This is a genomic window from Streptomyces canus, from assembly GCF_001514145.1.
Classification (GTDB): domain Bacteria; phylum Actinomycetota; class Actinomycetes; order Streptomycetales; family Streptomycetaceae; genus Streptomyces; species Streptomyces canus.
In genome coordinates this window covers 94,075-117,919 of the sequence record NZ_KQ948664.1, presented here as the reverse complement: position 1 = coordinate 117,919, position 23,845 = coordinate 94,075, and the positions used below count along the sequence as shown (strand labels likewise).

Genomic DNA, 23,845 nt, shown 5'->3' with positions numbered 1-23,845 from the left:
ACAGTTGTTAGAGGCTGCGTCAATAGGGCTGGGTCGGCCTGTGGAAAAACCCGCCGATGTGGAAAACGGAGGCCGCGTTGTTCTACTTCAGGGTGACCCCTAGGTGCCCGTACCTCTGGAGTCTGATGCCGATGCAGCTCTGCGGGGTGACGACCTGAGTGGTCCGCGTCACTACTGTCGACGACGTGACTGTGATCGCGACCGAAAGCCTGAGCAAGCGGTTCCCCCGGGTGACCGCTCTTGACCGGCTCTCCTTGGACGTCGGAGCCGGCGTGACCGGACTCGTCGGCGCCAACGGAGCCGGCAAGTCCACCATGATCAAGATCCTGTTGGGTCTGTCCCCCGCCTCCGAGGGCCGTGCCGAAGTGCTCGGGCTCGACGTCGCGACCAAGGGCGCCGCCATCCGCGAGCGCGTCGGCTACATGCCGGAACACGACTGCCTGCCGCCGGACGTCTCGGCCACCGAGTTCGTCGTGCACATGGCCCGCATGTCCGGTCTGCCGCCCACCGCCGCGCGCGAACGCACCGCGGACACCCTGCGCCATGTCGGCCTGTACGAGGAGCGCTACCGGCCCATCGGCGGTTACTCCACCGGCATGAAGCAGCGCGTGAAGCTCGCGCAGGCCCTGGTGCACGACCCGCAGCTGGTCTTCCTCGACGAGCCGACCAACGGCCTCGACCCTGTCGGCCGCGACGACATGCTGGGCCTGATCCGCCGTATCTACACCGACTTCGGCATCTCGGTCCTGGTGACCTCGCACCTCCTGGGTGAACTCGAGCGCACCTGCGACCACGTCGTCGTCATCGACGGCGGCAAGCTCCTGCGCTCCAGCTCCACCACCGACTTCACCCAGACCACGACGACCCTCGCGGTCGAGGTCACCGACAGCGACGAGCACCCGGACGGCACCCGCGCGGTGCGCGAGGCGCTCCACGCGCGCGGGGTGGAGGCCCTGGACTCCCAGAGCGGTCTGCCGGGCGCCGGCCACATCCTGCTGCTGACCGCCCAGGGCGAGGAGACCTACGACCTCGTCCGGGACGTCGTCGCCGACCTCGGTCTCGGCCTGGTGCGCATGGAGCAGCGCAGGCACCACATCTCGGAAGTCTTCACGAACGAGGACGAGCAGCGGAAGGAGGCCGTCGGCCATGGCAGTTGAGAACCCGGTCACCGCCCCCTCGGGCGACCAGACCCGCATCCACAACATCGGCTACCGCACCTACGACGGTCCTCGCCTCGGCCGCTCCTACGCCACCCGCTCGCTCTACTCGCAGTCCCTGCGCGGCGCCTACGGCCTCGGCCGTTCGGTGAAGTCCAAGGTGCTGCCGATGCTGCTGTTCGTCGTGATGTGCGTGCCCGCGGCCATCATGGTGGCCGTCGCGGTCGCCACGAAGGCGAACGACCTGCCCGTCGACTACACGCGCTACGCGATCATCATGCAGGCCGTCATCAGCCTGTACGTCGCCTCGCAGGCCCCTCAGTCCGTCTCGCGCGACCTGCGCTTCAAGACCGTGCCGCTCTACTTCTCGCGGCCCATCGAGACCGCGGACTACGTGCGCGCGAAGTACGCGGCGCTGGCCTCGGCGATGTTCATCCTGACCGCCGCCCCGCTGATCGTGCTCTACGTGGGCGCGCTGCTGGCCAAGCTGGACTTCGCCGACCAGACCAAGGGGTTCGGCCAGGGACTCGTCTCCGTGGCGCTGCTCTCGCTGCTCTTCGCCGGTATCGGCCTGGTCATCGCGGCGGTCACCCCTCGTCGCGGCTTCGGTATCGCGGCGGTGATCGCCGTGCTGACCATCTCCTACGGCGCGGTCTCCACCGTCCAGGCGATCGCCGACGCCCAGGGCAGCTCCGGTGCCATTCCGTGGATCGGCCTGTTCTCGCCGGTCACGCTCATCGACGGACTGCAGTCCGCGTTCCTCGGCGCGAGCTCGGCGTTCCCGGGAGCGGTCGGCCCGTCGAGCGGTGAGGGCGTGGTCTACGTCCTGGCCGTTCTCGGCCTGATCGCCGCCTGTTACGGCCTCCTGATGCGTCGCTACAAGAAGGTGGGACTGTGACCACGCTCCAGATCGACCATGTCTCCCGCTGGTTCGGCAACGTGGTCGCCGTCAACGACATCACCATGACGATCGGCCCCGGCGTCACCGGCCTCCTCGGCCCCAACGGCGCCGGAAAGTCCACCCTCATCAACATGATGGGCGGCTTCCTCGCCCCCTCCACCGGCACCGTCACCCTCGACGGCCAGCAGGTGTGGCGCAACGAGGCGATCTACCGGCACATCGGCATCGTCCCCGAGCGCGAGGCGATGTACGACTTCCTCACCGGCCGCGAATTTGTCGTCGCCAACGCCGAGTTGCACGGCCTGGGCGCCAAGGCCGCCCAGAAGGCGCTGGCCACGGTCGAGATGGAGTACGCGCAGGACCGCAAGATCTCGACGTACTCCAAGGGCATGCGCCAGCGCGTGAAGATGGCGTCCGCGCTGGTCCACGACCCCTCGCTGCTCCTGCTCGACGAACCGTTCAACGGCATGGACCCGCGCCAGCGCATGCAGCTCATGGACCTGCTGCGGCGCATGGGCGACGAGGGCCGTACCGTGCTGTTCTCCTCGCACATCCTCGAAGAGGTCGAGCAGCTCGCCTGGCACATCGAGGTCGTCGTCGCGGGCCGGCACGCGGCCAGCGGTGACTTCCGCAGGATCCGCCGCCTGATGACGGACCGTCCGCACCGCTACCTGGTGCGTTCCAGCGACGACCGCGCCCTCGCGGCCGCGCTGATCGCCGACCCGTCGACGTCCGGCATCGAAGTCGACCTGGCGGAGGGCGCGTTGCGCATCCAGGCGGTCGACTTCGGCCGGTTCACCGCGCTGTTGCCCAAGGTCGCGCGCGACCACGGCATCCGGCTGCTCACGGTCTCGCCGTCCGACGAGTCCCTCGAGTCCGTCTTCTCGTATCTTGTCGCGGCGTAGGAGGCCGAAGATGTACGACCCCACAGTCGCCCGACTCACCTATCGGGCCCTGCTCGGCCGCCGCCGGGCCCTCATCCTGGGCGCCCTGCCCTTGTTGCTGATCGTGATCTCCGTGATCGTGCGCGCCCTCGTCGGCGCCGACGACCAGACCGCCTCCGACCTGCTGGGCGGGCTCGCGCTCGCCACCATGGTGCCGATCATCGGTGTCATCGCGGGAACCGGCGCGATCGGCCCGGAGATCGACGACGGCTCGGTGGTGTACCTGCTGTCCAAGCCGCTCAAGCGGCCCACGATCATCTTCACCAAGCTGATCGTGGCGATCGCCGTGACGATGGTGTTCTCGGCCCTGCCGACGCTGATCGCGGGATTCATCCTCAACGGCAACGGCCAGCAGATCGCCGTCGCCTACACGGTGGCCGCGCTGGTCTCCTCGATCGCCTACGCGGCGCTCTTCCTGCTGCTCGGCACGGTGTCCCGGCACGCGGTGGTCTTCGGGCTCGTCTACGCGCTGGTCTGGGAGGCCCTGTTCGGCTCCCTGGTCGCCGGGGCGAGGACCCTGAGCGTTCAGCAGTGGTCGCTGGCCGTCGCCCACAAGGTCGCGGGCGGGGACCTGGTCACCTCGGACGTCGGCCTGCCGACGGCCACGGTGCTGCTGGTCGTGGTGACCGTGCTCGCCACCTGGTACGCGGGACAGAAGCTGCGGTCGCTGACGCTGGCGGGCGAGGAGTAGGCGCCCCGACGTGTCACTGATGTCCCGCTTACTGACAGGGACTTCATCCTTGTCCGGGCAGACTGGACAAAGGGGAACGTTCGGCTGGGAGTCGAAGGGAACGGGCATGGCAGACGACTGGGACGAGCTGGTCCTGGACGAGGACTTCATACGGTCCGCAGGCACGACCGAGCCGTCTGCCCGCGCCCGCATGCTGGCGGCGCGCTGGCGTGACGAGGAGCCCGAACCGCAGCCCTGGCGCTCCGACGAGCCGCCCGCGGGGTGGTTCTTCAGCAAGCGCCGTCGGCGCTGGCGGCGCCGGTAGGCTCGAACACACGGCCGCATTTAATCGGTGGCGCCCAACTCGTCGTACAGGCAGAGTGGTTGTTGTCCACACCGCCGGACGTCGGTCCGGTGCCACGTTCTGGGGAGGAGCCGGGCGATGTCCATGCACGACAGTACGTCCAGCTCCCGCCAGGGCAGACTGCGGAGGACTCCGGTGTAGTTACGCCACCGTCGAGTCCACCCGCAGGAACTGCCCGGGGCGGCCGCTTCGAGCACGCGATGTCGCTCTCGCGTGAGGCCGCCCACCCGGAGGATTGGCCGAGTGGTAAGGCACCGGCTTGCTAAGCCGTGGTCGGGCCTGGAAAGCCCGCGCACGTTCGATCCGTGCATCCTCCGCGAGACGTTGTCACTGGGACTTGGCCGGGCTTCTCGGCCGGAGTGCGCCAAGAAGGGCCGACGGTTTCCGAACCTGCCGGTGCAGGCGGCCGCCGTCGGCGAAGAGTGCGGCGGTGGGCGGGCCGGTTGCAGCGGGATCGTCGACCAGCCCGGTCGGCGGCGAAGCGGCCGTGCGGCCGGTGCACTCGCTGCTGGCCCTCACAAAGCCCCCGGGCCCTCGATAAGCCCCGCGCCCTCGACATGCCCCCGAGCCAGCGACAAGCCCCCGGCCCAGCCGGGCAGCGCGTAGCCGCCGTCAGCCGAGCAACCGCTCCAGCACCACCGCGATGCCGTCCTCCTCGTTGGAGGACGTCACCTCGTCGGCGACCGCCTTCAGCTCCTCGTGCGCGTCCGCCATCGCCACGCCGTACGACGCCCAGGCGAACATCGGGAGGTCGTTGGGCATGTCACCGAAGGCGATCGTGTCCGCGGCCTTCACTCCCAGGCGGCGAGCGGCCAACGACAGGCCCGTGGCCTTCGACAGGCCCAGCGGGAGCAGTTCGACGATGCCCTGGCCCGCCATCGCGACCGAGACGAAACCGCCCGCGGCCCGAACGGCGGCCTGCGCCAACTCGTCGTCCGACAGCTCCGGATGCTGGATGTAGATCTTGTTCAGCGGGGCGGCCCACAGATCCGACGCGTCCGTGAACGGCGTCGACGGCAGGGCGCCCGTCACCGCGTACCCCGGCCCGACCATCACGTCGCCGTCGAGGCCGTCGCGGCTCGCCGCCAGGTACAGCGGGCCGATCTCCGCCTCGATCTTCGCGAGGGCCACGCCGGCCAGCTGCCGGTCCAACGTCACCGACGTCAGCAGACGGTGCTCGCCGGCGTCGTACACCTGCGCGCCCTGGGCGCAGACCGCGAGGCCGTCGTAGCCGAGGTCGTCGAGGACGTGCCTGGTCCAGCGGGCCCCGCGTCCCGTCACGACGATGTGGACGGCGCCCGCCGCGGTGGCCGCGGCGAGCGCGTCACGGGTGCGCTGCGAGACCGACTCGTCGGAGCGCAGGAGCGTTCCGTCGAGGTCGGTCGCGATCAGCCGGTACGGAAAGCCACTGCTCACTTGGCGACCGGTTCCAGCAGCTCCCGGCCGCCCAGGTACGGACGCAGCACCTCGGGCACCCGCACCGAGCCGTCGGCCAGCTGGTGGTTCTCCAGGATCGCCACGATGGTGCGCGGAACGGCGCACAGCGTGCCGTTGAGCGTCGCCAGCGGCTGGACCTTCTTGCCGTCGCGCATGCGGACGGACAGGCGGCGCGCCTGGAAGCCGTCGCAGTTGGAGGCCGAGGTCAGCTCGCGGTACTTGCCCTGGGTCGGGATCCACGCCTCGCAGTCGTACTTGCGGGACGCCGAGGCGCCGAGGTCGCCCGAGGCCACGTCGATGACCTGGAACGGCAGCTCCAGGCCGGTAAGCCACTGCTTCTCCCAGTCCAGGAGCCGCTTGTGCTCGTTCTCCGCGTCCTCGGGGGCGACGTACGAGAACATCTCGACCTTGTCGAACTGGTGCACGCGGAAGATGCCCCGGGTGTCCTTGCCGTAGGTGCCGGCCTCGCGGCGGAAGCACGGCGAGAAGCCGGCGTAGCGCAGCGGCAGCTTGTCGGCGTCGAGGATCTCGTCCATGTGGTACGCGGCGAGCGGGACCTCGGAGGTGCCGACCAGGTAGTAGTCGTCCTTCTCCAGGTGGTAGACGTTCTCCGCGGCCTGGCCGAGGAAGCCGGTGCCCTCCATGGCGCGCGGGCGGACCAGCGCGGGGGTGAGCATCGGGGTGAAGCCCGCCTCGGTGGCCTGCGCGATCGCCGCGTTGACGAGGGCGAGCTCCAGCAGGGCGCCGACGCCCGTCAGGTAGTAGAAGCGGGAGCCGGACACCTTGGCGCCGCGCTCGACGTCGATGGCGCCCAGCGCCTCGCCGAGTTCCAGGTGGTCCTTGGGCTCGAACCCCTCGGCGCCGAAGTCGCGGATGGTGCCGTGCGTCTCCAGGACGACGAAGTCCTCCTCGCCGCCCACGGGGACGTCGGGGTGGACGAGGTTGCCGAGCTGCGACGCGAGGCGCTTGGTCTCCTCGTCGGCGTCGTTCTGCGCGGCCTCGGCTTCCTTGACGTCCGCCTTGAGCTGCTCCGCCTTCTTCAGGAGCTCGGCGCGCTCCTCCGGAGTGGCCTTGGGGATGAGCTTGCCGAGCGACTTCTGCTCGGAACGCAGCTCGTCGAAGCGGACGCCGGACGACCTGCGCCGCTCGTCGGCAGACAGGAGGGCGTCGACGAGGGCGACGTCCTCTCCACGGGCGCGCTGGGACGCGCGCACTCGGTCGGGGTCCTCACGGAGCAGGCGAAGGTCAATCACGCGGTCAAGGCTACCGGTGCGGGGATACGGCCCACGACTCACTATTCCCAGCCGTACCGAATCGTGGCTTACGTTGCGTTATGGGTGAATTGCGGTGTGTGTCAATGAAAAGCACCCCGGATCCCCGGACGAAGCATGCGTGGGGAGTGGGGTTGACTGGACTCCCTTGTGGAGCGCGGTACTTGGCGCACGGTTGTCCACAGGAATCCCCACCTCTCAAAAAGTTATCCACAGGCTGTGCGGAGGATCTGTGGATTTCGGAATTGATCACTTCGAAACTTGGGGATCACGCCAAGGATTCCCGACGTAAACCCACATCTACCCCTACTTTCGAGTGGAAAGCGGTCACTCCAAAGGGTTACCTAAGGGAAAAGAATGGACGAAGGGTGATGTGCGCGCCTGTGAACGCCGGAGGGGTCCGTAGGCCGATTTGTCGACAGGGTCGCGCTTCGGTGTCGACTTGTCCCCAGGTCGAGACGCAAGCCTGTGGATAACTTCTGTGGATAACTAAAATCTGCAGGTAAGACAGGTCAGAAGCGCCCGTCCTGGCACCGGGCCACCCAGTCCGAGGCGGCCATGAACTCCTCGTCCGAGGTACCGGCCAGCGGCGCCCGGAGGTCTGTCGGTTCCTTGCCCGCACGTGGGTACGAACCGAGGAACCGCACCTCTCGGCAGATCCGCTTCAGCCCCATCAGCGCCTCCGCCACCCGGCGGTCGGTGATGTGGCCCTCGGCGTCGATGCAGAAGCAGTAGTTGCCGATGCCCGCACCCGTGGGCCGGGACTGCAGCAGCATCAGGTTGATACCGCGGGTGGCGAACTCGCCCAGCAGGTCACGCAGCCCGCCGGGGTGGTCGTCACGCTGCCACAGCACGACGGAGGTCTTGTCGGCGCCGGTCGGTGCGGCGGGCCGGGCCGGGCGGCCGACCAGCACGAACCGCGTCTGCGCGTTCTCGGCGTCGTGGATCCCGGTCTCCAGCGCCTGCAGGCCGTACCGGGCGGCCGCGAACTCGCCGGCGAAGGCCGCGTCGTACTGGCCCTCCTGGACCAGCCGGGCCGCGTCCGCGTTCGAGGCGGCCGACTCCCAGTGGGCGTCCGGAAGGTGCGTCTTCAGCCAGTTGCGCACCTGCGGCTGGGCGGCCGGGTGCGCCGAGACCGTCTTGATGTCGGTGAGCTTCGTGCCCGGCCTGACCAGCAGCGCGAAGGTGATGGACAGCAGCACCTCGCGGTAGATCATCAGCGGGGCGCCCGCGACCAGTTCGTCGAGGGTGGTGGTGATGCCGCCCTCGACGGAGTTCTCGATCGGCACGAACGCGGCCTCGGCCTCACCCACGCGCACCGCGTCCAGCGCGGACTGCACCGACACGTAGGGGATCAGCTCCCGGGTCGCCGCCTCGGGAAGCGTCCGCAGAGCGACTTCGGTGAAGGTGCCCTCAGGGCCGAGATAGGCATAGCTCGCTGGCATGACCTCACCCTAATGGCCCTTGCGGAACAGGGCGCGGATGTCTCACGACTGCCCCTCCGCTGAGTGAAACGGCGTGACCAAGGGCCACCCCCGGACGTTCGCGTCGTGACCCCGCCCCGCCCCGCCCGAACCCTCACCCCTCCAGCAGCCCCTGCCCCACGTACTCCCCCTCCGCCGCCCCGCCCGGCACCGCGAACAGGCCGCTCGACTCGTGGCGGATGTACTGGGAGAGTGCGTCGCCGCGGTCGAGCTTGCGCTGGAGCGGGACGAAGCCGCGCAAGGGGTCGGTCTGCCAGCAGACGAACAGGAGCCCGGCGTCCGGCACCCCGTCCGCGTCGATGCCGTCGTGGTACGAGAACGGGCGGCGCAGGATGGCCGCGCCCCCGTTCTGGTCGGGCCGGGTGATCCGGGCGTGCGCATTGATCGGCACCGCCAGATTCCCCTTCGCGTCCGTCTTCTCCAGGTCCATGGCCGTCGTCTCGGTGCCCCCGGACAGCGCCGCGCCGTTCGCCTTCCGGCGCCCGATGACGGCCTCCTGGGACCCCAGGGACAGCTTCTCCCAGTCGTCCAACAGCATCCGGATCCGTCGTACGACGGCGTAGGAGCCGTTCGCCATCCATGCGGGGGTGCCGGATTCCGGGACGAAGATGCGCTGGTCGAAGTCGGGCTCGCCCGGCTTGGGATTGCGCGTGCCGTCCAGCTGGCCCATGAGGTTGCGGGCCGTCATGGGGTGGGCCGTGGCCCCGGGCGTGCGGTTGAAGCCGTTCATCTGCCAGCGGACCTTCGCCGCGCTGCCCGCGTCCTTCTGGATCGCGCGCAGGGCGTGGAAGGCGACCAGGGCGTCGTCGGCGCCGATCTGCACCCACAGATCGCCGTTGCTGCGGGCCTTGTCGAGCTGGTCGGAGGAGAAGTCGGGCAGGGGGTCGAGGGCGACCGGCCGCTGCTTCTCCAGCCCGGTGCGGGCGAAGAAGCTGTGCCCGAAGCCGAAAGTCACGGTCAGTGAGGAGGGTCCGGCGTCCCGGGCGACATCCGTGTCGTCGGACCCGGAAGTCTCCCCCGCCATCAGCCGTCGAGCCGTCTGTGACCAGCGGCGCAGCAGCGCGGCGGCCTCCTTGCGGCCCGCGCCCGCCGCCAGGTCGAAGGCGACGAGATGGCCGCGGGCCTGGAGGCCTTCGGTGATGCCGGGCTGATGTTTCCCGTGAAACATCACTTCGTCGCTGCCCACAGAGGTCAGCGGAGTCGCCGCGGCGGGCGCGGAGGCGTACCCCACGGCGCCGCCGGCCGCGCCCAGGACGAGTCCGGTGGCACCGGCGGTGCCGAGCAGGGCGCGGCGCGAGATGCCCTCCCGCGAAGAGGGACTCTCTTTCGCGGAGGCGCCTTCGTCGACGACGGGGAGGGACTGTTCAGCCATGGTGCGGTTCAGCCGATCTGCGCGTTCTTGGAGACGGTCGTCTGGTCGATGTCGGAGGTCCGCACGGTCACGGCGACCTTCCAGTCACCCGCCATGGGGATCTGCACGTTGCTCGCCGACCAGTGGCCCGTGGCGATGCGGTCCGGGGTGATGGCCAGCGGCCCGATCTTCTTGGCCTCCAGGGTGAGGGCGACCTTCACCTCGGGGATGTCGAAGGCGCGGCCGTTGGACCGCTGGACGTAGACGTGCATCTCGTTGCCGCCCACGCGCGCGGGGTCGAAGTCGACGGTCACGACACCCTTGCCGTCCGTGCCGCCGGTGTCGAAGGACATGTCCAGGGTCACCGCCCCGGACCCGGCCGACGCTGAGGAGGAGGACGAAGAAGAGGAAGCCGCCTTGGCCGCCTTGGCGTCCTCCTCCGTACGGCCGGGCTCGGTCTGCGTCAGCACGGTCGTGACCGCCAGCAGCACGACCGCGACACCGGCCTCGGCGAGCACCGAGCGGCGCAGCCCGAACCGGTTCGGATCGGCGTCCCGCGTCCGCTTCTGCCGCGCGGTGTCCATCGCGGCCTGCTGCCGGGCGAGTTGAGCGGCTCGCTTGGAGCCTGCGCCCTTGGACTTGCCGGAGCCGGACGCACTCGCAGCGACCCGCTCCTTCTGAGGTGCCCGCTTGTTCTGCCGTACGACGGTGTCGGCCAGCTGGGCCGTCCACCGCCGTGAGACGAACGCGACGCCGACCAGCAGCGCCACCAGCCCGATCTTGACCAGCAGAAGCTGTCCGTACCGGGTCTCGGTGAACGCCGACCAGGAGCCGAGCTGCCGCCAGGACTGGTAGACGCCGGTCGCGACCAGTGCGACCACGCTGCCGAAGGCGACCTGGGAGAACCGTCGTACGGCGGCCGACTCGATCGGCGCGTCGGAGCGGTACAGCGCGACGAGCAGCGCGGTCAGTCCGCCGAGCCAGGTGGCGACGGCCAGCAGGTGGACGACGTCGACGGGCATCGCGATGCCCGCCTGGAGCCCGACCGAGGCGTGCTCGGCCATCGCCCAGCTCGCCGCGAGTCCGGCCGCGACGACGGTCCCGCCGATGGCGAGCCCGAAGGTGAGGTCCCGCTTCTCCTCGTCCTCGCGCTTGTCGTAGGCACCGAAGAGCACGGAGATGAACAGCGCCGCTGCCGCGAGCAGCAGCAGCCGGGACACGAGGGCCGCGCCCGCCTTGGTCTGGAGCACGTTTCCGAGTAGGTCCAGGTCGAAGACGTCCCCGACCTTCCCGGAGCCCGTGTAGGAGCCGCGCAGCAGGAGCAGCAGCAGCGTGGCCGAGGTGAGCGTGAGCCAGCCGCCGACCACGAGCCGCTGCATGGGCTTCACTCCGGCGCCGCGCTGCCAGCAGCCGAGCACGAACGCGGCGCCGCCGACCAGCACGATGAAACCGGCGTACGACATGTACCGCCCGAAGCCGTACAGCCAGCCGACGACCCCGCCGCCCGCCGTCTCCCCGGAGACCGAGACAGAGGTGGTCGAGGGGGCGCCGACGGAGAAGGTGTAGGCGCCGGCGACGGGATGGCTGTCGGCGGAGACGACCTGGTAGGTGACGGTGTACGTGCCGTCGGGCAGGCCGCTGTGGAGCTTCACGCCGTACGTCGTGCCGTCGACCTCGAACGGCTTGCCCTCCTGGACGGCCTTGCCCTTGGGGTCGAGAACGCGCAGCGAGTCGTTCGACAGGGCGACCTTCTCGGAGAAGGTCAGTGAGACCTGGTCGGGCGCCTTGTCGACCACCACCCCCTGCTGGGGGTCGCTGCCGGTGAGCGCGGCGTGCGCGGAGGCAGGCCCGGCCGTGGTCAGCAGCAGGCCGCACGCGGCCAGGAGCAGCAGTACCAGGGTCCGGACGCGGGGGGCGATGGTCTGCGTCAAGGTGATCCCTCCCTCAGTGTCCGGTCTTCGGGACGTACGTCGCCGACTTCACCGGCATCTTCACGACGACGGGGTCGGACTGGGCGAAGTGCAGTTCGACGGTGACCGTCTGCCCCTGCTTCGGAGCCTGCTTCAGCTTGTCGAACATCAGATGGTTGGCGCCGCTTTTGAACACGAGTTGACCGTGGGCGGGGACGGAGAGGCGGGAGACCTCCTCCATCGCGCCGCCGTTCGTCTCGTGCATGGTGACCTCGCCGTCGTCGCTGGTGACCGAGGTCAGCTCGGCCTTCGACGAGCCGGAGTTGGAGATCGTCATGAACCCGGCGGCCATGTCGGCGGAGACGGGCTGCGGGATGTAGGCGCCGGAGACGGTGAGGCCTCCCGAGGAGTCGTCGGAATCCGAACAGCCCGCCAGCAGCAGGACCGCCCCCGTCAGTACGGCGAGCCCGGTGGGGGAACGTTTCACGGGTTCTGCCCCTTGATGAGCTTGGGCAGGTCCTTGGTGTAGTCGTCGACGGTGGCGTCCTCGCCGTACAGGACGTACCCCTCGTCGGTCTTCGGGGAGAAGGCGACGACCTGGGTGCCGTGCACCGAGACGGTCTTGCCGGTCTTCTTGTCCTTGTGGGACGGCTCGATGGAGATGCCGAGGGTGCGGGCGCTCGCCTGAATGGTGGCGAAGTCGCCGGTCAGACCCACGAACGAGGTGTCGACGCCCTTGAGCCACTTGCCGAGTTCGGCGGGGGTGTCGCGGGCCGGGTCCGTGGTGACGAACACGACGGTCAGCTTGTCCTGCTCGGACTTGGGCAGCTGCTTCTTCGCGACGGCGATGTTGTTCATCGTCAGCGGGCAGATGTCGGGGCAGTGGGTGTAGCCGAAGTAGATCAGCGTCGGCTTGCCGGCGGTCTCCTTGCGGAGGTCGTACTTCTCGCCCTTGGTGTCGGTCAGGACCAGGTCCGGCTTCTCGAACGGCTGGTCGAGGACGGTGGCGGCCTTGTCCGAGCCGGCCTCCTCCGAGACCACGGAGACGGGCGAGCTGCTGTCGTCACCGCTGCCGCAGGCGGAGAGGGTCAGGGTGGCGGCGGCGATCAGCGCGGCCGCCGCGAACGTCTTCTTGCGCATATCAAAATGTCCCAGAGGTAAGAATTTCGGTACGCGCCGGGGCTGTTCGACCCCGGCGCGCGTCCCGCGAAACAGGGTCAGGCGTCGCTGCGCCGACGGCCGGCGAGCACGCCGTAGGCCACGCCCAGGGCGCCGACGACGATGCCCACCACGCCGAGGACGCGGGCGGTGGTGTCACTGCTGTCGCCGGCGTCGGCCTCGGTGGTCGCGGCGGCGTTCTCGGTCTTCGCGTCCGCCTCCTCGGCGGCCGTCGAGCCGTGGTGCCCGTCCTCGGAGGCCGCGGACAGGGCGAGGACGGGAGCCGGCGTCTCGGGCTCCTCCGCGCCGTCCTCCTGGACCTCGATCCAGCGCACGACCTCCTTGTTGGAGTACGTCTGGATCGCCTTGAAGACCAGTTCGTCGGCGTTCTCGGGCAGGGCGCCGATCGAGACCGGGAACTTCTCGAAGTAGCCGGGCTGGATGCCGCTGTCCTTGGTGGCGGCGGTCCAGGTGACCTTGGAGACGGCCTCGGTGATCTGCTCGCCGTGCAGTTCGAGCGGCTTGGCGAGCTTGGACTTGGTGACCTCGATCTTCCAACCGGGCATCGGCTCCGGCATGACCGAGGCCAGCGGGTGGTCGGTCGGGAAGTTGACCTCGAGCTTGGTGGTGGAGGCGTTGTCGCGCTCGTTGGGGACCTTGAAGTCCACGACCGCGTAACCGCCCTTGGCGGCGGTGCCCTCGGCCTGCACGCTGACGTGCGCGAACGCGGGTGAGGACAAGACGATGACGGCGCTGACGGCGGTGGCGGCGACGGCACCGGTGGCGGCGAGACGAGAAGCCTTCATGAAGAGCACTCCGCTTCGAAAGGGGGTTCCGTGAAGAGGGATACGCGTGAGCACACGCGCGTGCCGCACGACGGCGGCCCCTCCCACACGTCCCTCGGGAATGTCCTTCAGGAAGTGGCGTGGTGATCGCGTCGCGTCAGGCGGCGAGAACGAGTCCGGCGGCGGCCGGGGGGCCGCGCCTGATCACCGTGTGCTGGAGTGCCGCGGTACGCGGCCGGGGCGGCGCGAGCGACGCCGCCAGTGGGGCGCGTGGTCCGGCCTCGGGCGCTCCCGGCAGTCCCGCACGCAGGGCGCGCACCAGCGCGAGGGCCCCCCGCAGGGACCGTACGAGCGCCCCTTCCGCGACCGAATGCGCCGAGCACGTGGACAGTTCGGCGAGCCGCAGCAGCGCCAGGTCCCCGTGCCGCAGCAGCCACCCGGCGGCGACGGCCGCGAGGACGTGCCCGAGGACCATCGGCAGGGACGGCCAGACGGAGGAGCCGGCCATGGCGTCCGCGGAATGGTGCACCGCGGTGGTGCCCGTCCCGGGCCGGAGCCGCGCGTCGGTGAGGATCTTCTGTGCCTGCGCAGGGCTGATCGCCGCGGCGGTGGTCCCGCACAGCAGCCGTGCGGCCTGCTGCACCAGCGTGGCGTCGGACGCCGACTGAGCGGACGACATGGACGACATGGACGACATGGACGACATCGCCGTCGTGCCGTGCTGCCCGAGCCCGAACAGCACATGCAGCACGGTCTGTCCGACCGCCAGCAGCGTCGCGATCCCCGCCAGTGAGCGCTCGCGCCCGGCAAGAGGTGCCACGACCAGAACGGCCCCGACGAACCCCGCAGCGAGTGTCCACCACGGCACCGTGGCACAGGAGGCGATCGAGTGACCGGCCGCGGCCAGCACGACGCAGACCGCGGCGAACACCGCGGCCCGCAGAACCCGGAGATCCCCTCCGGAGCGCGCGTGGGGGGCAGTCATGGCGGGCTCATCATCGCACTGGGCTGATGAGCGCCATACGGCAGGTCCACAAGATGACGTACGGGGGGTACGACCGGAAGGTCACTTCTGACCCGGGCTGCCCCACATACACCGGTCATTGCTCCCGGCGCATCCCCCGTATGGGCGGCATCACGTCAACGTTGTGCTTACACCGGGGCACGCGCGGCAATACGTAACGGTATGTCGAGCCGCGGCCAGGAGGCTGGAGCATGAGCATCTGGTGGTCACTCCATCTGCGGCGCGAGGCTGCGAGCGTTCCGCTCGCCCGGCGCCTGCTGCTCGGCACCATGGAGACCGCGGGCGTCGACCCGGACGTCTCCTACGATCTCTCCCTCGCCCTCAGCGAGGCCTGCGCCAACGCCGTGGAGCACGGCGGGGAGAGCGGGCTGCCGGACTCCTCGGCGGCGTACCGGGTCACCGCCTACCTCGACGGTGAGAAGTGCCGTATCGAAGTCACCGACTCCGGCCCGGGTTTCCCGCCCGTGCGGCCCCGCCCCACCCCCATGGAGGCGGAGAACGGCCGCGGTCTCTGTCTCATCCGCGAACTCGCCGACCACGTCCAGATCGGCAACAAACCGGGTCGTGGCGCCGTGGTGAGCTTCGACAAGATCCTCAAGTGGAGGGAGGACGCGCCGCTGATGGCGGTGTGAACCGGAGGCTTCAGCTTTTTCAGCATCCTCAGGTTGCGCACAGCGTCCTCTCAAGGTCCTGACGGCCAGGATTCCTACGGTCCTGGCCATGACGGGAAACCACAGGAACTCCAGCATCACCCGGCGCCGCGCCCTGGCGGTGACCGGCGGAACGGTCGCGGCGGGCGGGCTCGCCGTCACCGGGTACCAGTCGGCTTTCGCCGACACCACCGAGGCGACGGCCACCGCCTCGGCGACGAGCACCGGCGCGTGCATGACGCTCATGTCGAGCGTCACCGAAGGTCCGTACTACCTCGACGGTGCCCTGGTCAGAAAGGACATCACCGAGGGCAAGAGCGGTGTCCCGCTGACGCTGCGGCTGACCGTCGTGGACGCCACCGACGGCTGCACCCCGGTCAAGGGCGCGGCCGTGGAGATCTGGCACTGCGACGCCTGGGGCTACTACTCCGGCTACACCACCGCCAACCCCGGCGGCTCCGCGCCCGCGGAGAGCGAGGACGGCTCGACCGCGAACGACAACACCTACCTGCGCGGCTACCAGATCGCGAACGCCAACGGGGTCGTGAAGTTCGAGACGATCTTCCCGGGCTGGTACACCCCGCGCACCTGCCACATCCACGTCAAGGTGCACACCGGCGGCGAGAAGGAGGACGGCACCTACGAGGGCGGCAAGGTCAATTACACCGGCCAGCTGTTCTTCGACGACACGATCGCCGAGGAGATCTTCGCTCTGGAGCCCTACTCCCGGCACTCCGGCAGCTACACGACCCTCGACGACGACATGGTCTACGACGGCGGCGGCGCCGCGAGCGGACTGCTCACCCTCAAGGCCGTGCACAAGGCCGACCCGTCCCAGGGCTACAAGGGCTCCCTGTCCCTCGCCATCGACCCGGACGCCGAGAACACGGGCGCGGGCAGCGGCGGTGGCGGCACGCCTCCGAGCGGGGCCCCGTCGGGCGAACCGCCGAGCGGCGCTCCGTCCGAAAGTGCCAGTCCCTCGGCCTCCGCGTCCTCATAAGGTACGGCCATGAGCAGCCGCCAGGACGAGGCGCTGGCACTGGCCGCCGTGGACGCGCTGACCGGTCAGCTGGCCCTGGCTCCCAAGCCGGGCCTGCCCGATCCGCGTGACCTCGGAGCCCGCGCCACGAGCCCGGACCACTGTTCCCTGCGCTGGTCGGCCAAGGCGCTCGCGCCCGGCCTCGCGGCGATGGCCGCCGCCGCCCGTCGCACCGGCGAGCCCAGTCCCCAACTGCGTGCGGAGCTGGGCGCGATCGGCCGGTGCACCGAGCACTCGGTGGGCCTCGCCGGCGGCGGCCACCGCGGTGCCCTGTGGACCCTCGGTCTGCTGGTCGCCGCGGCCGCCCTCGACCCGGGGGCGCGGTCCAAGGACGTGGCCACGGCCGCCAAGAAGATCGCCGCGCACAGCGACAGACGGGCCCCGCGCCGGCCCTCCCGGGGCTCCTCGGTGTCCGCGAAGTACGGCGCGGCGGGCGCCCGGGGCGAGGCGCGGGCCGGATTCCCGCACGTACGGCGGGCGTTGGACGCGCTGGCCGCGTCCCGCAGGGCGGGCGCCGACGAGGCCGAGGCCCGCCTGGACGCCCTGCTGACGGTGATGTCCACCCTCCAGGACACCGAACTCCTCTACACGGCAGGCCCGTCGGGCCTGCGCCACGTCCAGGCGGGCGCCCGCGGGGTCCTCGAGGCGGGCGGTACGACGACCCACGCGGGTCGCGAGGCCCTGCTCGCCCTCGACACCGACCTCCACGCGCGCGCGTGGAGCCCCCGAGGCAGCGCGGGGCTGCTCGCGGGGGCCCTGTTCGTGGACACACTCCCGGTGCGGGCCTGTCCACGGGCGGCCTGACATCGGCTAGGCGACGAGCACAGCCCGCCCCGCGGCCGGCTCCGAAGCACGGCCCGCGGCCCTCCTGGTCGCCGGTCCCATCGCGTACGACGCCACCAGCGTCGCCCCGCCGAGCAGCAGCCACCCCGGTGTGCCCCACTCCACGAGCAGGGTGGTCAGCACCAGTGGACCGAGGGTCCGGGCCACCGTCACCCCGGTCCCGAAGAACCCCTGGTACTCGCCGACCCGCTCGGCCGGAGCCAGGTCGAAGGAGAGCTGCCAGGACCCCGCCGACTGCCCCATCTCGGCGACCACCTGCAGCACGGCCCCGACGACCAGGGCGCCCCCGGCCACCCACGGCGAAGCCCCCGCCGACAGCGCGAACACCGCGCAGGCCGCCAGCATGACCCACCCCGACCGCCGCACCGCGCGCGTGGCCGACGCGAGCCCGGTCACCCCGCGGGCCATCCGCACCTGGAACACCATCACGGCCCCGGTGTTGAGCACGAACAGCGCGGAGACCAGCCAGGTCGGAGCCGCGGTCCGCTCGGCGATCCACAGCGGAATCCCCAGGCTCAGCAAGGGCATCCGCAGCAGCAGGACGGTGTTCAGCAGGGTGATCACGGCGTACGGCCGGTCGCGCAGCACCCCCGAGCCGTGAAGTTTCTCCACCGGCACGCGAGGCGCCACCGACGGCAGCCGCAGCAACAGCCCCGCACACACCACGAAGCTCACCGCGTCCACCGCGAACACCCCGAGGTACGCAGCCCGCGTCCCGGCGTGCAACGCCAGCCCGCCGAGCCCCGCACCGACCGCGAGCCCGGCGTTGAGCGTCGCCTGGAGGTGGGCCAGCAACCCGGTCCGTTCCCCGGCGGACACCAGCCCCGCGAGCAGTGCCTGCCGGGCCGCGGCGAGCCCGGACTGCGCGGAGGCGTAGGCGCAGGCCGCCAGGACGAACGGCGCGAAGTCCCGCACCACCAGGAAGGAAGCCACCGCCAGCCCCGTGGCCAGCGCCAGCAGCACCGCCGTGCCGCGCGCTCCACGCCGGTCCGCGAGCCGCCCGAGCGGTACCCCCACCACCGACCCGACCGCCCACCCGACGGTCAGCCCGAGCCCCACGCGCGCGGGGTCGAGCCCGACGACGTGCGTGAAGTAGAGCGCCGCCGTCACGTAGTAGGCGCCGTCCCCGACGGAGTTGCTCAACTGGGCGAGCGCCAGGACGCGTTGCGGCCCCGCGGGCGGCACGAGTGAGTTCGTCATGGAAACGACACTAGAAGCGTGGTGGACCGATCGGCAGACCCAATCAGTGCCCTTGGGAGTGGCCCAATTCCAGAACCCGGACGAGCGTCTCCAACGCCTGCGGATAGGCACGCTCCCGGGGCGTCCCGTACCCCACGACGAGCCCTTCGCGCGACCCCGCCGCGTGCCAGTGCTCCCGCAGAGACCCCACCGCGAGCCCCTCGGCCGCAGCTTGCGCCAGCACCGCGGCCTCGTCCCCGACCTCGACCAGCGCGTGCAGCCCGGCCGCGATCCCCTGGACCGGCCACCGCGCCCCCAGCCGCTCCACCAGCCGGTCCCTGCGCCGCCGGTATCCGATCCGGCACGCGCGCACGTGACGGTCGTAGGCATGACTCCCGATCAGCTCGGCGAGCGCCAACTGTCCGATGGTCTCGGTGCTGTGGTCGCTGTGCAGCTTGGCGTCGGCGACGGGCCCGACGAGGTGTGGCGGCAGCACCATCCACCCGAGCCGGAGCGCGGGACCGAGCGTCTTGGACGCCGTTCCCAGGTAGACGACCTGCCCCGGCGCCATCCCCTGCAGAGCTCCGACGGGCTGCCGGTCGTACCGGAACTCCCCGTCGTAGTCGTCCTCGACGACCAACGCCCCACGCGCGCGTGCCCAGTCGGTGAGCGCCCGCCGCCGCGAGGGGTGCAGCGTCACGCCGGTCGGGTACTGATGGGCGGGAGTGACGACGACGGCGTCGGCGGACCCCAAGTCCTCCGGGCAGGCCCCCAGTTCATCGACCCGCACCGGCACCACCCGTCCCCCGCCGTGCCGTACGACGTCCCGGTGGAAGGGCAGCCCGGGGTCCTCCATGGCGACGACCCCGCCCTCCAGAACCCGGGTGAGCAGCGCGAGTCCCTGCACGGCCCCGGAGGTGACGACGATCCGTTCGGGAGGGGCGACGACCCCGCGGGCCCGCCCCAGATACTCCGCCAGGGCGGTCCGCAGTTCGATGTGCCCCAGGGGATCGCCGTAGTCGTACGCGGAGACGGGGGCGGTGGCGACGGCCCGCCGTACGGCCTTGAGCCAGGCGGCGGCGGGAAAGGAGCCGACGTCCGGACTCCCGGGCCGCAGATCGAAAAGCGGCGCACGCGCGCGTGGACCGCTTTCGGGCGGTTCGGCCTCGGCGGCGGGCAGCGGAGCGACGACCGTCCCTGATCCCTGCCGAGCGGTCAGATAGCCCTCGGCGATCAACTGGTCGTAGGCCGCCTTCACGGTCCCCCGGGACACCCCCAGCTCCTCGGCGAGCCGCCGAGTGGCGGGCAACCGGGCCCCAGGGGCGAGCCTGCCGTCCCGAACGGCGTCGCGCAGGGCCCGTTCGAGCCCGACGCGACGCCCTTCGACAGAGCCGGCTTCTAGATGGAGGTCCACGGAACCCACCCGGAGGCGCGACCGGCCACGATCCACCCGCAGCCGGGACTCAACCCTTGAGCCGGGCCATCCACGCCTCGACCTCGTCGGACTGCCGAGGCAGTCCCGACGACAGATTCCGGTTCCCGTCCTCGGTCACCAGGATGTCGTCCTCGATCCGCACGCCGATACCCCGGTACTCCTCGGGCACGGTCAGATCATCGGCCTGGAAGTAGAGGCCGGGCTCGACGGTCAGTACCATGCCCGCCTCGAGAACCCCGTCGACGTACGACTCCACCCGCGCGGCGGCGCAGTCGTGGACGTCCATGCCCAGCATGTGCCCGGTGCCGTGCAGCGTCCACCGCCGCTGGAGCCCCAGCTCCAGCACCCGCTCCACAGGCCCCTCGACCAGCCCCCACTCCACGAGCCGCGCGGCCAGCACCCGCTGGGACGCGTCATGGAAGTCCCGGTACTTGGAGCCCGGCTGCACGGCCGCGATCCCGGCCTCCTGGGCGTCGTACACGGCGTCGTAGATCTTCTTCTGGATCTCGCTGAAGCGGCCGTTGATCGGCAGGGTCCGCGTCACGTCGGCGGTGTAGTACGTGTGCGTCTCGACACCGGCGTCGAGCAGCAGCAGCTCACCCGACCGCACGGCCCCGTCGTTGCGCACCCAGTGCAGCGTGCACGCGTGCGGCCCGGCCGCGGCGATCGTGCCGTAGCCGACGTCGTTGCCCTCGACCCGCGCGCGGAGGAAGAACGTGCCCTCGATGTACCGCTCGGAGGTGGCCTCGGCCTTGTCGAGGACCTTCACCACGTCCTCGAAGCCGCGGACCGTCGAGTCGACCGCCTTCTGCAGCTCGCCGATCTCGAACGCGTCCTTGACGAGCCGCGCCTCGGACAGGAAGACCCGCAGCTCCTCGTCCCGCTCGGCGGTGACCTTGTCGGTCAGCGCGGCCTCGATGCCGGCGTCGTACCCGCGGACGACCCGCACCGGTCCGGTCGCCTCGCGCAGCGCGTCCGCGAGCTCGCGGACGTCGGAGACGGGGATGCCGTACAGCTTCTCGGACTCGGTGAGGGAGTGGCGCCGCCCGACCCACAGCTCGCCCTGCCCGGAGAGCCAGAACTCACCGTTCTCGCGGTCGGAGCGCGGCAGGAGGTAGAGCGTGGCGGTGTGGCCGCCGGCGGCGGCCGGCTCCAGGACGAGCACGCCGTCCTCGGTCTGGTTGCCGGTGAGGTAGGCGTACTCGACGGACGCCCGGAACGGATACTCCGTGTCGTTCGAGCGCGTCTTCAGGTTGCCGGACGGGATCACCAGCCGCTCGCCCGGGAACCGCGCGGAGAGCGCCGCACGGCGGGCCGCGGTCTCGGCCGCCTGCGCGATCGGCTCCAGGTCGTGCAGCTCGGTGTCGGCCCAGCCGGACTTCATGCTCTCGGCCAGCTCGTCGGAGACGCCCGGGTACAGGCCGTTCTTGCGCTTCTTGATCGGCTCTTCCGACTCTTCCGGGGTCTCCGGGGTGAGCTCGTCGGCCACGGTCATCCTCCTAGTTACGGCACTGGACCCCCTCCATCGTACGGTCGTACGGAAGGGGGCCCAGGGCGGGAAGACCCGTTACCACCTGCTACTCGAAGTGAGCCGCGAGTAGTACGACGTCCTCCTCGGAGTCCGCTTCGTCCTGCCCGTCCGGCAGCACGGTCCGCAGCACGTGGTCGGCGACGGCGCCGGGGTCGCCGCGCAGCGCCTTCGGCACCCCGGCCGCAGCCGCGTGCAGGCGTGCGAAGGCCCGGTCGGTGGCGTCGCCGGTGCGGTGCAGCAGCCCGTCGGTGTACAGCAGAACCGTCTCTCCCGGCTCGGCGCTCAGCTCCACGCTCGGCGCCTCCCAGCAGGCGAGCATGCCGAGCGGCGCGGACACGGTGGTCTCCACGAAATCGGTGCGCCGCTCGCCGATCAGCAGCGGCGGGCAGTGTCCGGCACCGGCCAGCGTGATCTTGCGCAGCGCGGGCTCGCAGTAGGCGAACAGGGCGGTGGCGGAGCGGGCCGGCTCGGTCAGCCTGAGCAGCAGCTCCAGGTCGGACAGGACCGCGACCGGGTCCTCGCCCTCCATGACGGCGTACGCCCGCAGGGAGGCTCTGAGGCGTCCCATCGCGGCGATCGCGCTCGCGCCGCTGCCGGTCACCGAACCGACCGCGAGGCCCAGCGCCGCGTCCGGCAGCGGCAGCGCGTCGTACCAGTCGCCGCCGCCGCGCGGACCGGTGCGGTGCCGGGCGGCGAGCCGCACACCGGCGACGCGGGGGAGCCGGGACGGCAGCAGTTCCTCCGCCATCGTCGCCATGCACGCGCGCGTGCGCTCGACCTCGAGGAGCCGGGACAGGTGCTCGGTGGCGTGGCGGGTGTACAGACCGACGAGGTGGCGCCGACGCTCGGACGGCTCGGCGGGCTCGTCGTAGAGCCACACGGCGGCACCGAGGCGGCCGGCGCCGGCGGTGGACAGGGGAAGCGCGTAGCTGGCCGCGTAACCGAGGCGGGCGGCCACCTCGCGGTGGCGCGGGTCGAGACCGTCCTCGGCGAGCAGGTCGGGCTGGGCGATCTCGCCGTCGCCGCCCGGTAGCCCGTCGAGGATCCTTCCGTACGACATGGAGCTGCGCGGAACGGTCTCGATGTGCCCGAGGTCGGCGCGGGCGAGTCCGAGGCCGATGGTGGTGTCGGGGCCGAGGCCGTCGTCCGGTTCGAGGACGACCAGTCCGCGCCGGGCTCCCACGAGAGCGGCTCCGGCGCGCAGGAGTTCCTGGAGAGCGTCGGACAGGGCATCCGTGCGGACGAGGCGTTCGGTGAGTTCGTGGAGGGTCGTGAGGTCGGAGACCCAGCCGGCGAGCCGGTCCTGGAGCAGGGCGCCGGGTGCGTTCGGCGAGGAGACCGAAGAGGTGGCCGGGGCGGCTGGCGCGGGCGCGACAGTGTGTGCGGGTGCGGGAACCGTTGAATCGATTCCAGCCACTTTCGGAGGGTGAGGGGCGTTCATGGCGTCCGGCTTTCCGACCGGTGCGTATTGCTCAAAAGCATCGCAAACCCCCATGTCATTCTGCGCCGCTAGCAGTGTCTCCACATCTACACGCACTCGTAAGGGGATGTCCAGCATTGTCCTGCCGGGATTCCTGGTGTCCGTGGGTGACCGGTGGAGAGTGGGTCGAAGGGCAAAGTTGGCTAAAAACCGCCTCGGGTTACGGTGTATTGAGGTCGACTGGCCTTGCTCCACAGAGCGTCACAGCGGTCGTGATGGGTACGTACTCGGTAAGGGCCAGGGGTGGCGGACAGCCACCCGGAACCTGGTGACCGACCCGGGCGTCTTAGCCACCGACGACCGAGCCCCATCCTCCCGTGGCGGAGGCGGAGAGAAATACGCGGGACGGCAAAACGCCAGACTTCGCCACCCCCCGCCACGCCCAGGCTTTTGATAGACGCAGTATGGGGTTCCCCTTGTCTCGGACAAGGGTGTGATGCGCCAACAGGTACGCACAGTGAAGTGATCGACACATGGTGTGATGTGGTCCACGGTGTTGCCAGCGGTGCAACGGAAAGGAACGAGCGCTCATGCGCGAGATCCTCGGAAGGCGACGCAGGCTCCTGTCCCAGCACAGCGACGGAAGGCCTGAATTGCTCGGCGCGGCCCTGACCTTCGCGAAGGAATGGCAGTGGCCCGTACTCCCGGGCGTGGCACCGGACCCGGAGGGCCGGGCCCGGTGCGGATGCCCCGACCCGGAGTGCACGGTCCCCGGCGCCCACCCCTTCGACCCGGGCCTGCTCGCGGCCACCACCGACGACCGCATGGTGCGCTGGTGGTGGACCAACCGCCCGGCCGCGCCGATCATCCTGGCCACCGGTGGCAAGGCCCCCTGCGCGGTCAGCCTGCCGGCCCTCCCGGCCGCCCGCGCCCTGGCCGCGCTCGACGCCGAGGGCATGCGCCTCGGCCCGGTGATCGCCTCGCCGACCCGCTGGGCGATCCTCGTCAAGCCGTACTCCATGGAGCAGCTGGGCGAACTCCTGTACGCCCAGGACCACGTCCCCGGCTCTCTCCGCTTCCACGGCGAGGGCGGCTACCTCGCCCTGCCCCCGTCCGAGACCGGCCACGGCGACATCACCTGGGAGCGGGCTCCGCTCCCAGGCTCGGCCTCTCCGTGGGTCCCCGACGTCGAGGCCGTGGTGGACGCCGTGGTCGAGGCCCTCACCCGTACGGGTGTGAGCGCACCCGAGTTGTAGGGGTGTCGGGCGCGGGCGGAACCGGGTGCCCGCGCC

At 70.7% G+C, this 23,845-nt stretch carries 22 protein-coding genes and 1 tRNA gene; 10 read left to right on the top strand and 13 right to left on the bottom strand.

The genetic code is table 11. From position 1 onward, the window contains the following. The first annotated feature begins 191 nt into the window (after positions 1-191). From AQJ46_RS27580 to AQJ46_RS27555, 6 genes are all read left to right on the top strand, one after another. A complete protein-coding gene (locus AQJ46_RS27580; RefSeq protein WP_059208362.1) occupies positions 192-1,157 on the top strand; it encodes an ABC transporter ATP-binding protein in 966 nt (321 codons plus the stop codon). Continuing rightward, entirely contained in the window at positions 1,147-2,055 is a 909-nt protein-coding gene (locus tag AQJ46_RS27575; RefSeq protein WP_059208139.1) for a hypothetical protein, read from the top strand. Before AQJ46_RS27580 ends, AQJ46_RS27575 begins: the two co-directional genes overlap by 11 nt. Beyond that, positions 2,052-2,963: an ABC transporter ATP-binding protein gene (locus AQJ46_RS27570; RefSeq protein ID WP_059208138.1), complete on the top strand. Its 912-nt coding sequence runs from the start codon at positions 2,052-2,054 to the stop codon at positions 2,961-2,963. Before AQJ46_RS27575 ends, AQJ46_RS27570 begins: the two co-directional genes overlap by 4 nt. Before the next feature lie 10 nt (positions 2,964-2,973). Further along, positions 2,974-3,693 (top strand): ABC transporter permease, encoded by a 720-nt coding sequence (locus tag AQJ46_RS27565; RefSeq protein ID WP_020119557.1) that lies wholly within the window; start codon positions 2,974-2,976, stop codon positions 3,691-3,693. Between the two features lie 49 nt (positions 3,694-3,742). Continuing rightward, positions 3,743-3,997, top strand: coding sequence for an SGM_3592 family protein (locus AQJ46_RS27560; RefSeq protein WP_444876091.1), 255 nt, complete (start codon positions 3,743-3,745; stop codon positions 3,995-3,997). Positions 3,998-4,265: 268 nt separating this feature from the next. Continuing rightward, positions 4,266-4,353, top strand: a tRNA-Ser gene (locus tag AQJ46_RS27555). Between the two features lie 295 nt (positions 4,354-4,648). On the opposite strand, the gene AQJ46_RS27550 is transcribed toward AQJ46_RS27555, so the two are convergent. The 9 genes from AQJ46_RS27550 to AQJ46_RS27510 all read right to left on the bottom strand — a co-directional run bounded on the left by AQJ46_RS27550 (position 4,649) and on the right by AQJ46_RS27510 (position 14,417). Continuing rightward, on the bottom strand, positions 4,649-5,452 hold the full coding sequence (locus tag AQJ46_RS27550) for an HAD family hydrolase (protein ID WP_057609187.1): 804 nt from the start codon (positions 5,450-5,452) through the stop codon (positions 4,649-4,651). Next, on the bottom strand, positions 5,449-6,726 hold the full coding sequence (serS, locus tag AQJ46_RS27545; RefSeq protein ID WP_057609188.1) for a serine--tRNA ligase: 1,278 nt from the start codon (positions 6,724-6,726) through the stop codon (positions 5,449-5,451). The genes AQJ46_RS27550 and serS overlap by 4 nt, the downstream gene beginning before the upstream one ends. A 530-nt stretch (positions 6,727-7,256) precedes the next feature. Next, positions 7,257-8,189 carry a prephenate dehydratase gene (gene pheA / locus AQJ46_RS27540; RefSeq protein ID WP_057609190.1) on the bottom strand — a complete coding sequence of 311 codons (933 nt, stop codon included), beginning with the start codon at positions 8,187-8,189 and terminating at the stop codon, positions 7,257-7,259. A gap of 133 nt (positions 8,190-8,322) precedes the next feature. Beyond that, positions 8,323-9,600, bottom strand: a complete 1,278-nt coding sequence (gene efeB, locus AQJ46_RS27535) for an iron uptake transporter deferrochelatase/peroxidase subunit (RefSeq protein WP_059208137.1) — start codon at positions 9,598-9,600, stop codon at positions 8,323-8,325. A gap of 8 nt (positions 9,601-9,608) precedes the next feature. Next, positions 9,609-11,510, bottom strand: a complete 1,902-nt coding sequence (locus AQJ46_RS27530; RefSeq protein WP_059208136.1) for a copper resistance CopC/CopD family protein — start codon at positions 11,508-11,510, stop codon at positions 9,609-9,611. Positions 11,511-11,523: 13 nt separating this feature from the next. Then, complete coding sequence (locus AQJ46_RS27525; RefSeq protein ID WP_059208135.1) at positions 11,524-11,976, bottom strand: copper chaperone PCu(A)C; 453 nt, start codon at positions 11,974-11,976, stop codon at positions 11,524-11,526. After that, entirely contained in the window at positions 11,973-12,629 is a 657-nt protein-coding gene (locus AQJ46_RS27520; RefSeq protein ID WP_059208134.1) for an SCO family protein, read from the bottom strand. The genes AQJ46_RS27525 and AQJ46_RS27520 overlap by 4 nt, the downstream gene beginning before the upstream one ends. Before the next feature lie 77 nt (positions 12,630-12,706). Next, a complete protein-coding gene (locus AQJ46_RS27515) occupies positions 12,707-13,453 on the bottom strand; it encodes a YcnI family copper-binding membrane protein (RefSeq protein ID WP_059208361.1) in 747 nt (248 codons plus the stop codon). A gap of 136 nt (positions 13,454-13,589) precedes the next feature. Next, positions 13,590-14,417: a hypothetical protein gene (locus AQJ46_RS27510; RefSeq protein WP_059208133.1), complete on the bottom strand. Its 828-nt coding sequence runs from the start codon at positions 14,415-14,417 to the stop codon at positions 13,590-13,592. 230 nt (positions 14,418-14,647) lie between these two features. Here AQJ46_RS27510 and AQJ46_RS27505 point away from each other — a divergent pair, with 230 nt between their 5' ends. From AQJ46_RS27505 to AQJ46_RS27495, 3 genes are all read left to right on the top strand, one after another. Then, positions 14,648-15,088 (top strand): ATP-binding protein, encoded by a 441-nt coding sequence (locus AQJ46_RS27505; RefSeq protein ID WP_057609202.1) that lies wholly within the window; start codon positions 14,648-14,650, stop codon positions 15,086-15,088. A gap of 88 nt (positions 15,089-15,176) precedes the next feature. Beyond that, a complete protein-coding gene (locus tag AQJ46_RS27500; protein ID WP_059208132.1) occupies positions 15,177-16,106 on the top strand; it encodes an intradiol ring-cleavage dioxygenase in 930 nt (309 codons plus the stop codon). Positions 16,107-16,115: 9 nt separating this feature from the next. After that, positions 16,116-16,949 (top strand): triphosphoribosyl-dephospho-CoA synthase, encoded by an 834-nt coding sequence (locus AQJ46_RS27495; RefSeq protein WP_059208131.1) that lies wholly within the window; start codon positions 16,116-16,118, stop codon positions 16,947-16,949. A 6-nt stretch (positions 16,950-16,955) separates the two neighbouring features. Here AQJ46_RS27495 and AQJ46_RS27490 read toward each other — a convergent pair whose 3' ends face one another. From AQJ46_RS27490 to AQJ46_RS27475, 4 genes are all read right to left on the bottom strand, one after another. Continuing rightward, positions 16,956-18,188, bottom strand: coding sequence for an MFS transporter (locus AQJ46_RS27490; protein WP_059208130.1), 1,233 nt, complete (start codon positions 18,186-18,188; stop codon positions 16,956-16,958). A 43-nt stretch (positions 18,189-18,231) separates the two neighbouring features. After that, a complete protein-coding gene (gene pdxR, locus AQJ46_RS27485; RefSeq protein ID WP_059208360.1) occupies positions 18,232-19,581 on the bottom strand; it encodes a MocR-like pyridoxine biosynthesis transcription factor PdxR in 1,350 nt (449 codons plus the stop codon). Between the two features lie 49 nt (positions 19,582-19,630). After that, complete coding sequence (locus AQJ46_RS27480; RefSeq protein WP_059208129.1) at positions 19,631-21,097, bottom strand: aminopeptidase P family protein; 1,467 nt, start codon at positions 21,095-21,097, stop codon at positions 19,631-19,633. 82 nt (positions 21,098-21,179) lie between these two features. After that, positions 21,180-22,691 (bottom strand): PP2C family protein-serine/threonine phosphatase, encoded by a 1,512-nt coding sequence (locus tag AQJ46_RS27475; RefSeq protein ID WP_208616992.1) that lies wholly within the window; start codon positions 22,689-22,691, stop codon positions 21,180-21,182. A gap of 452 nt (positions 22,692-23,143) precedes the next feature. Here AQJ46_RS27475 and AQJ46_RS27470 point away from each other — a divergent pair, with 452 nt between their 5' ends. Further along, the gene (locus tag AQJ46_RS27470) at positions 23,144-23,809 is read left to right on the top strand and encodes a bifunctional DNA primase/polymerase (RefSeq protein WP_059208127.1); all 666 of its coding nucleotides are present in this window, start codon (positions 23,144-23,146) and stop codon (positions 23,807-23,809) included. Positions 23,810-23,845: the final 36 nt, after the last annotated feature.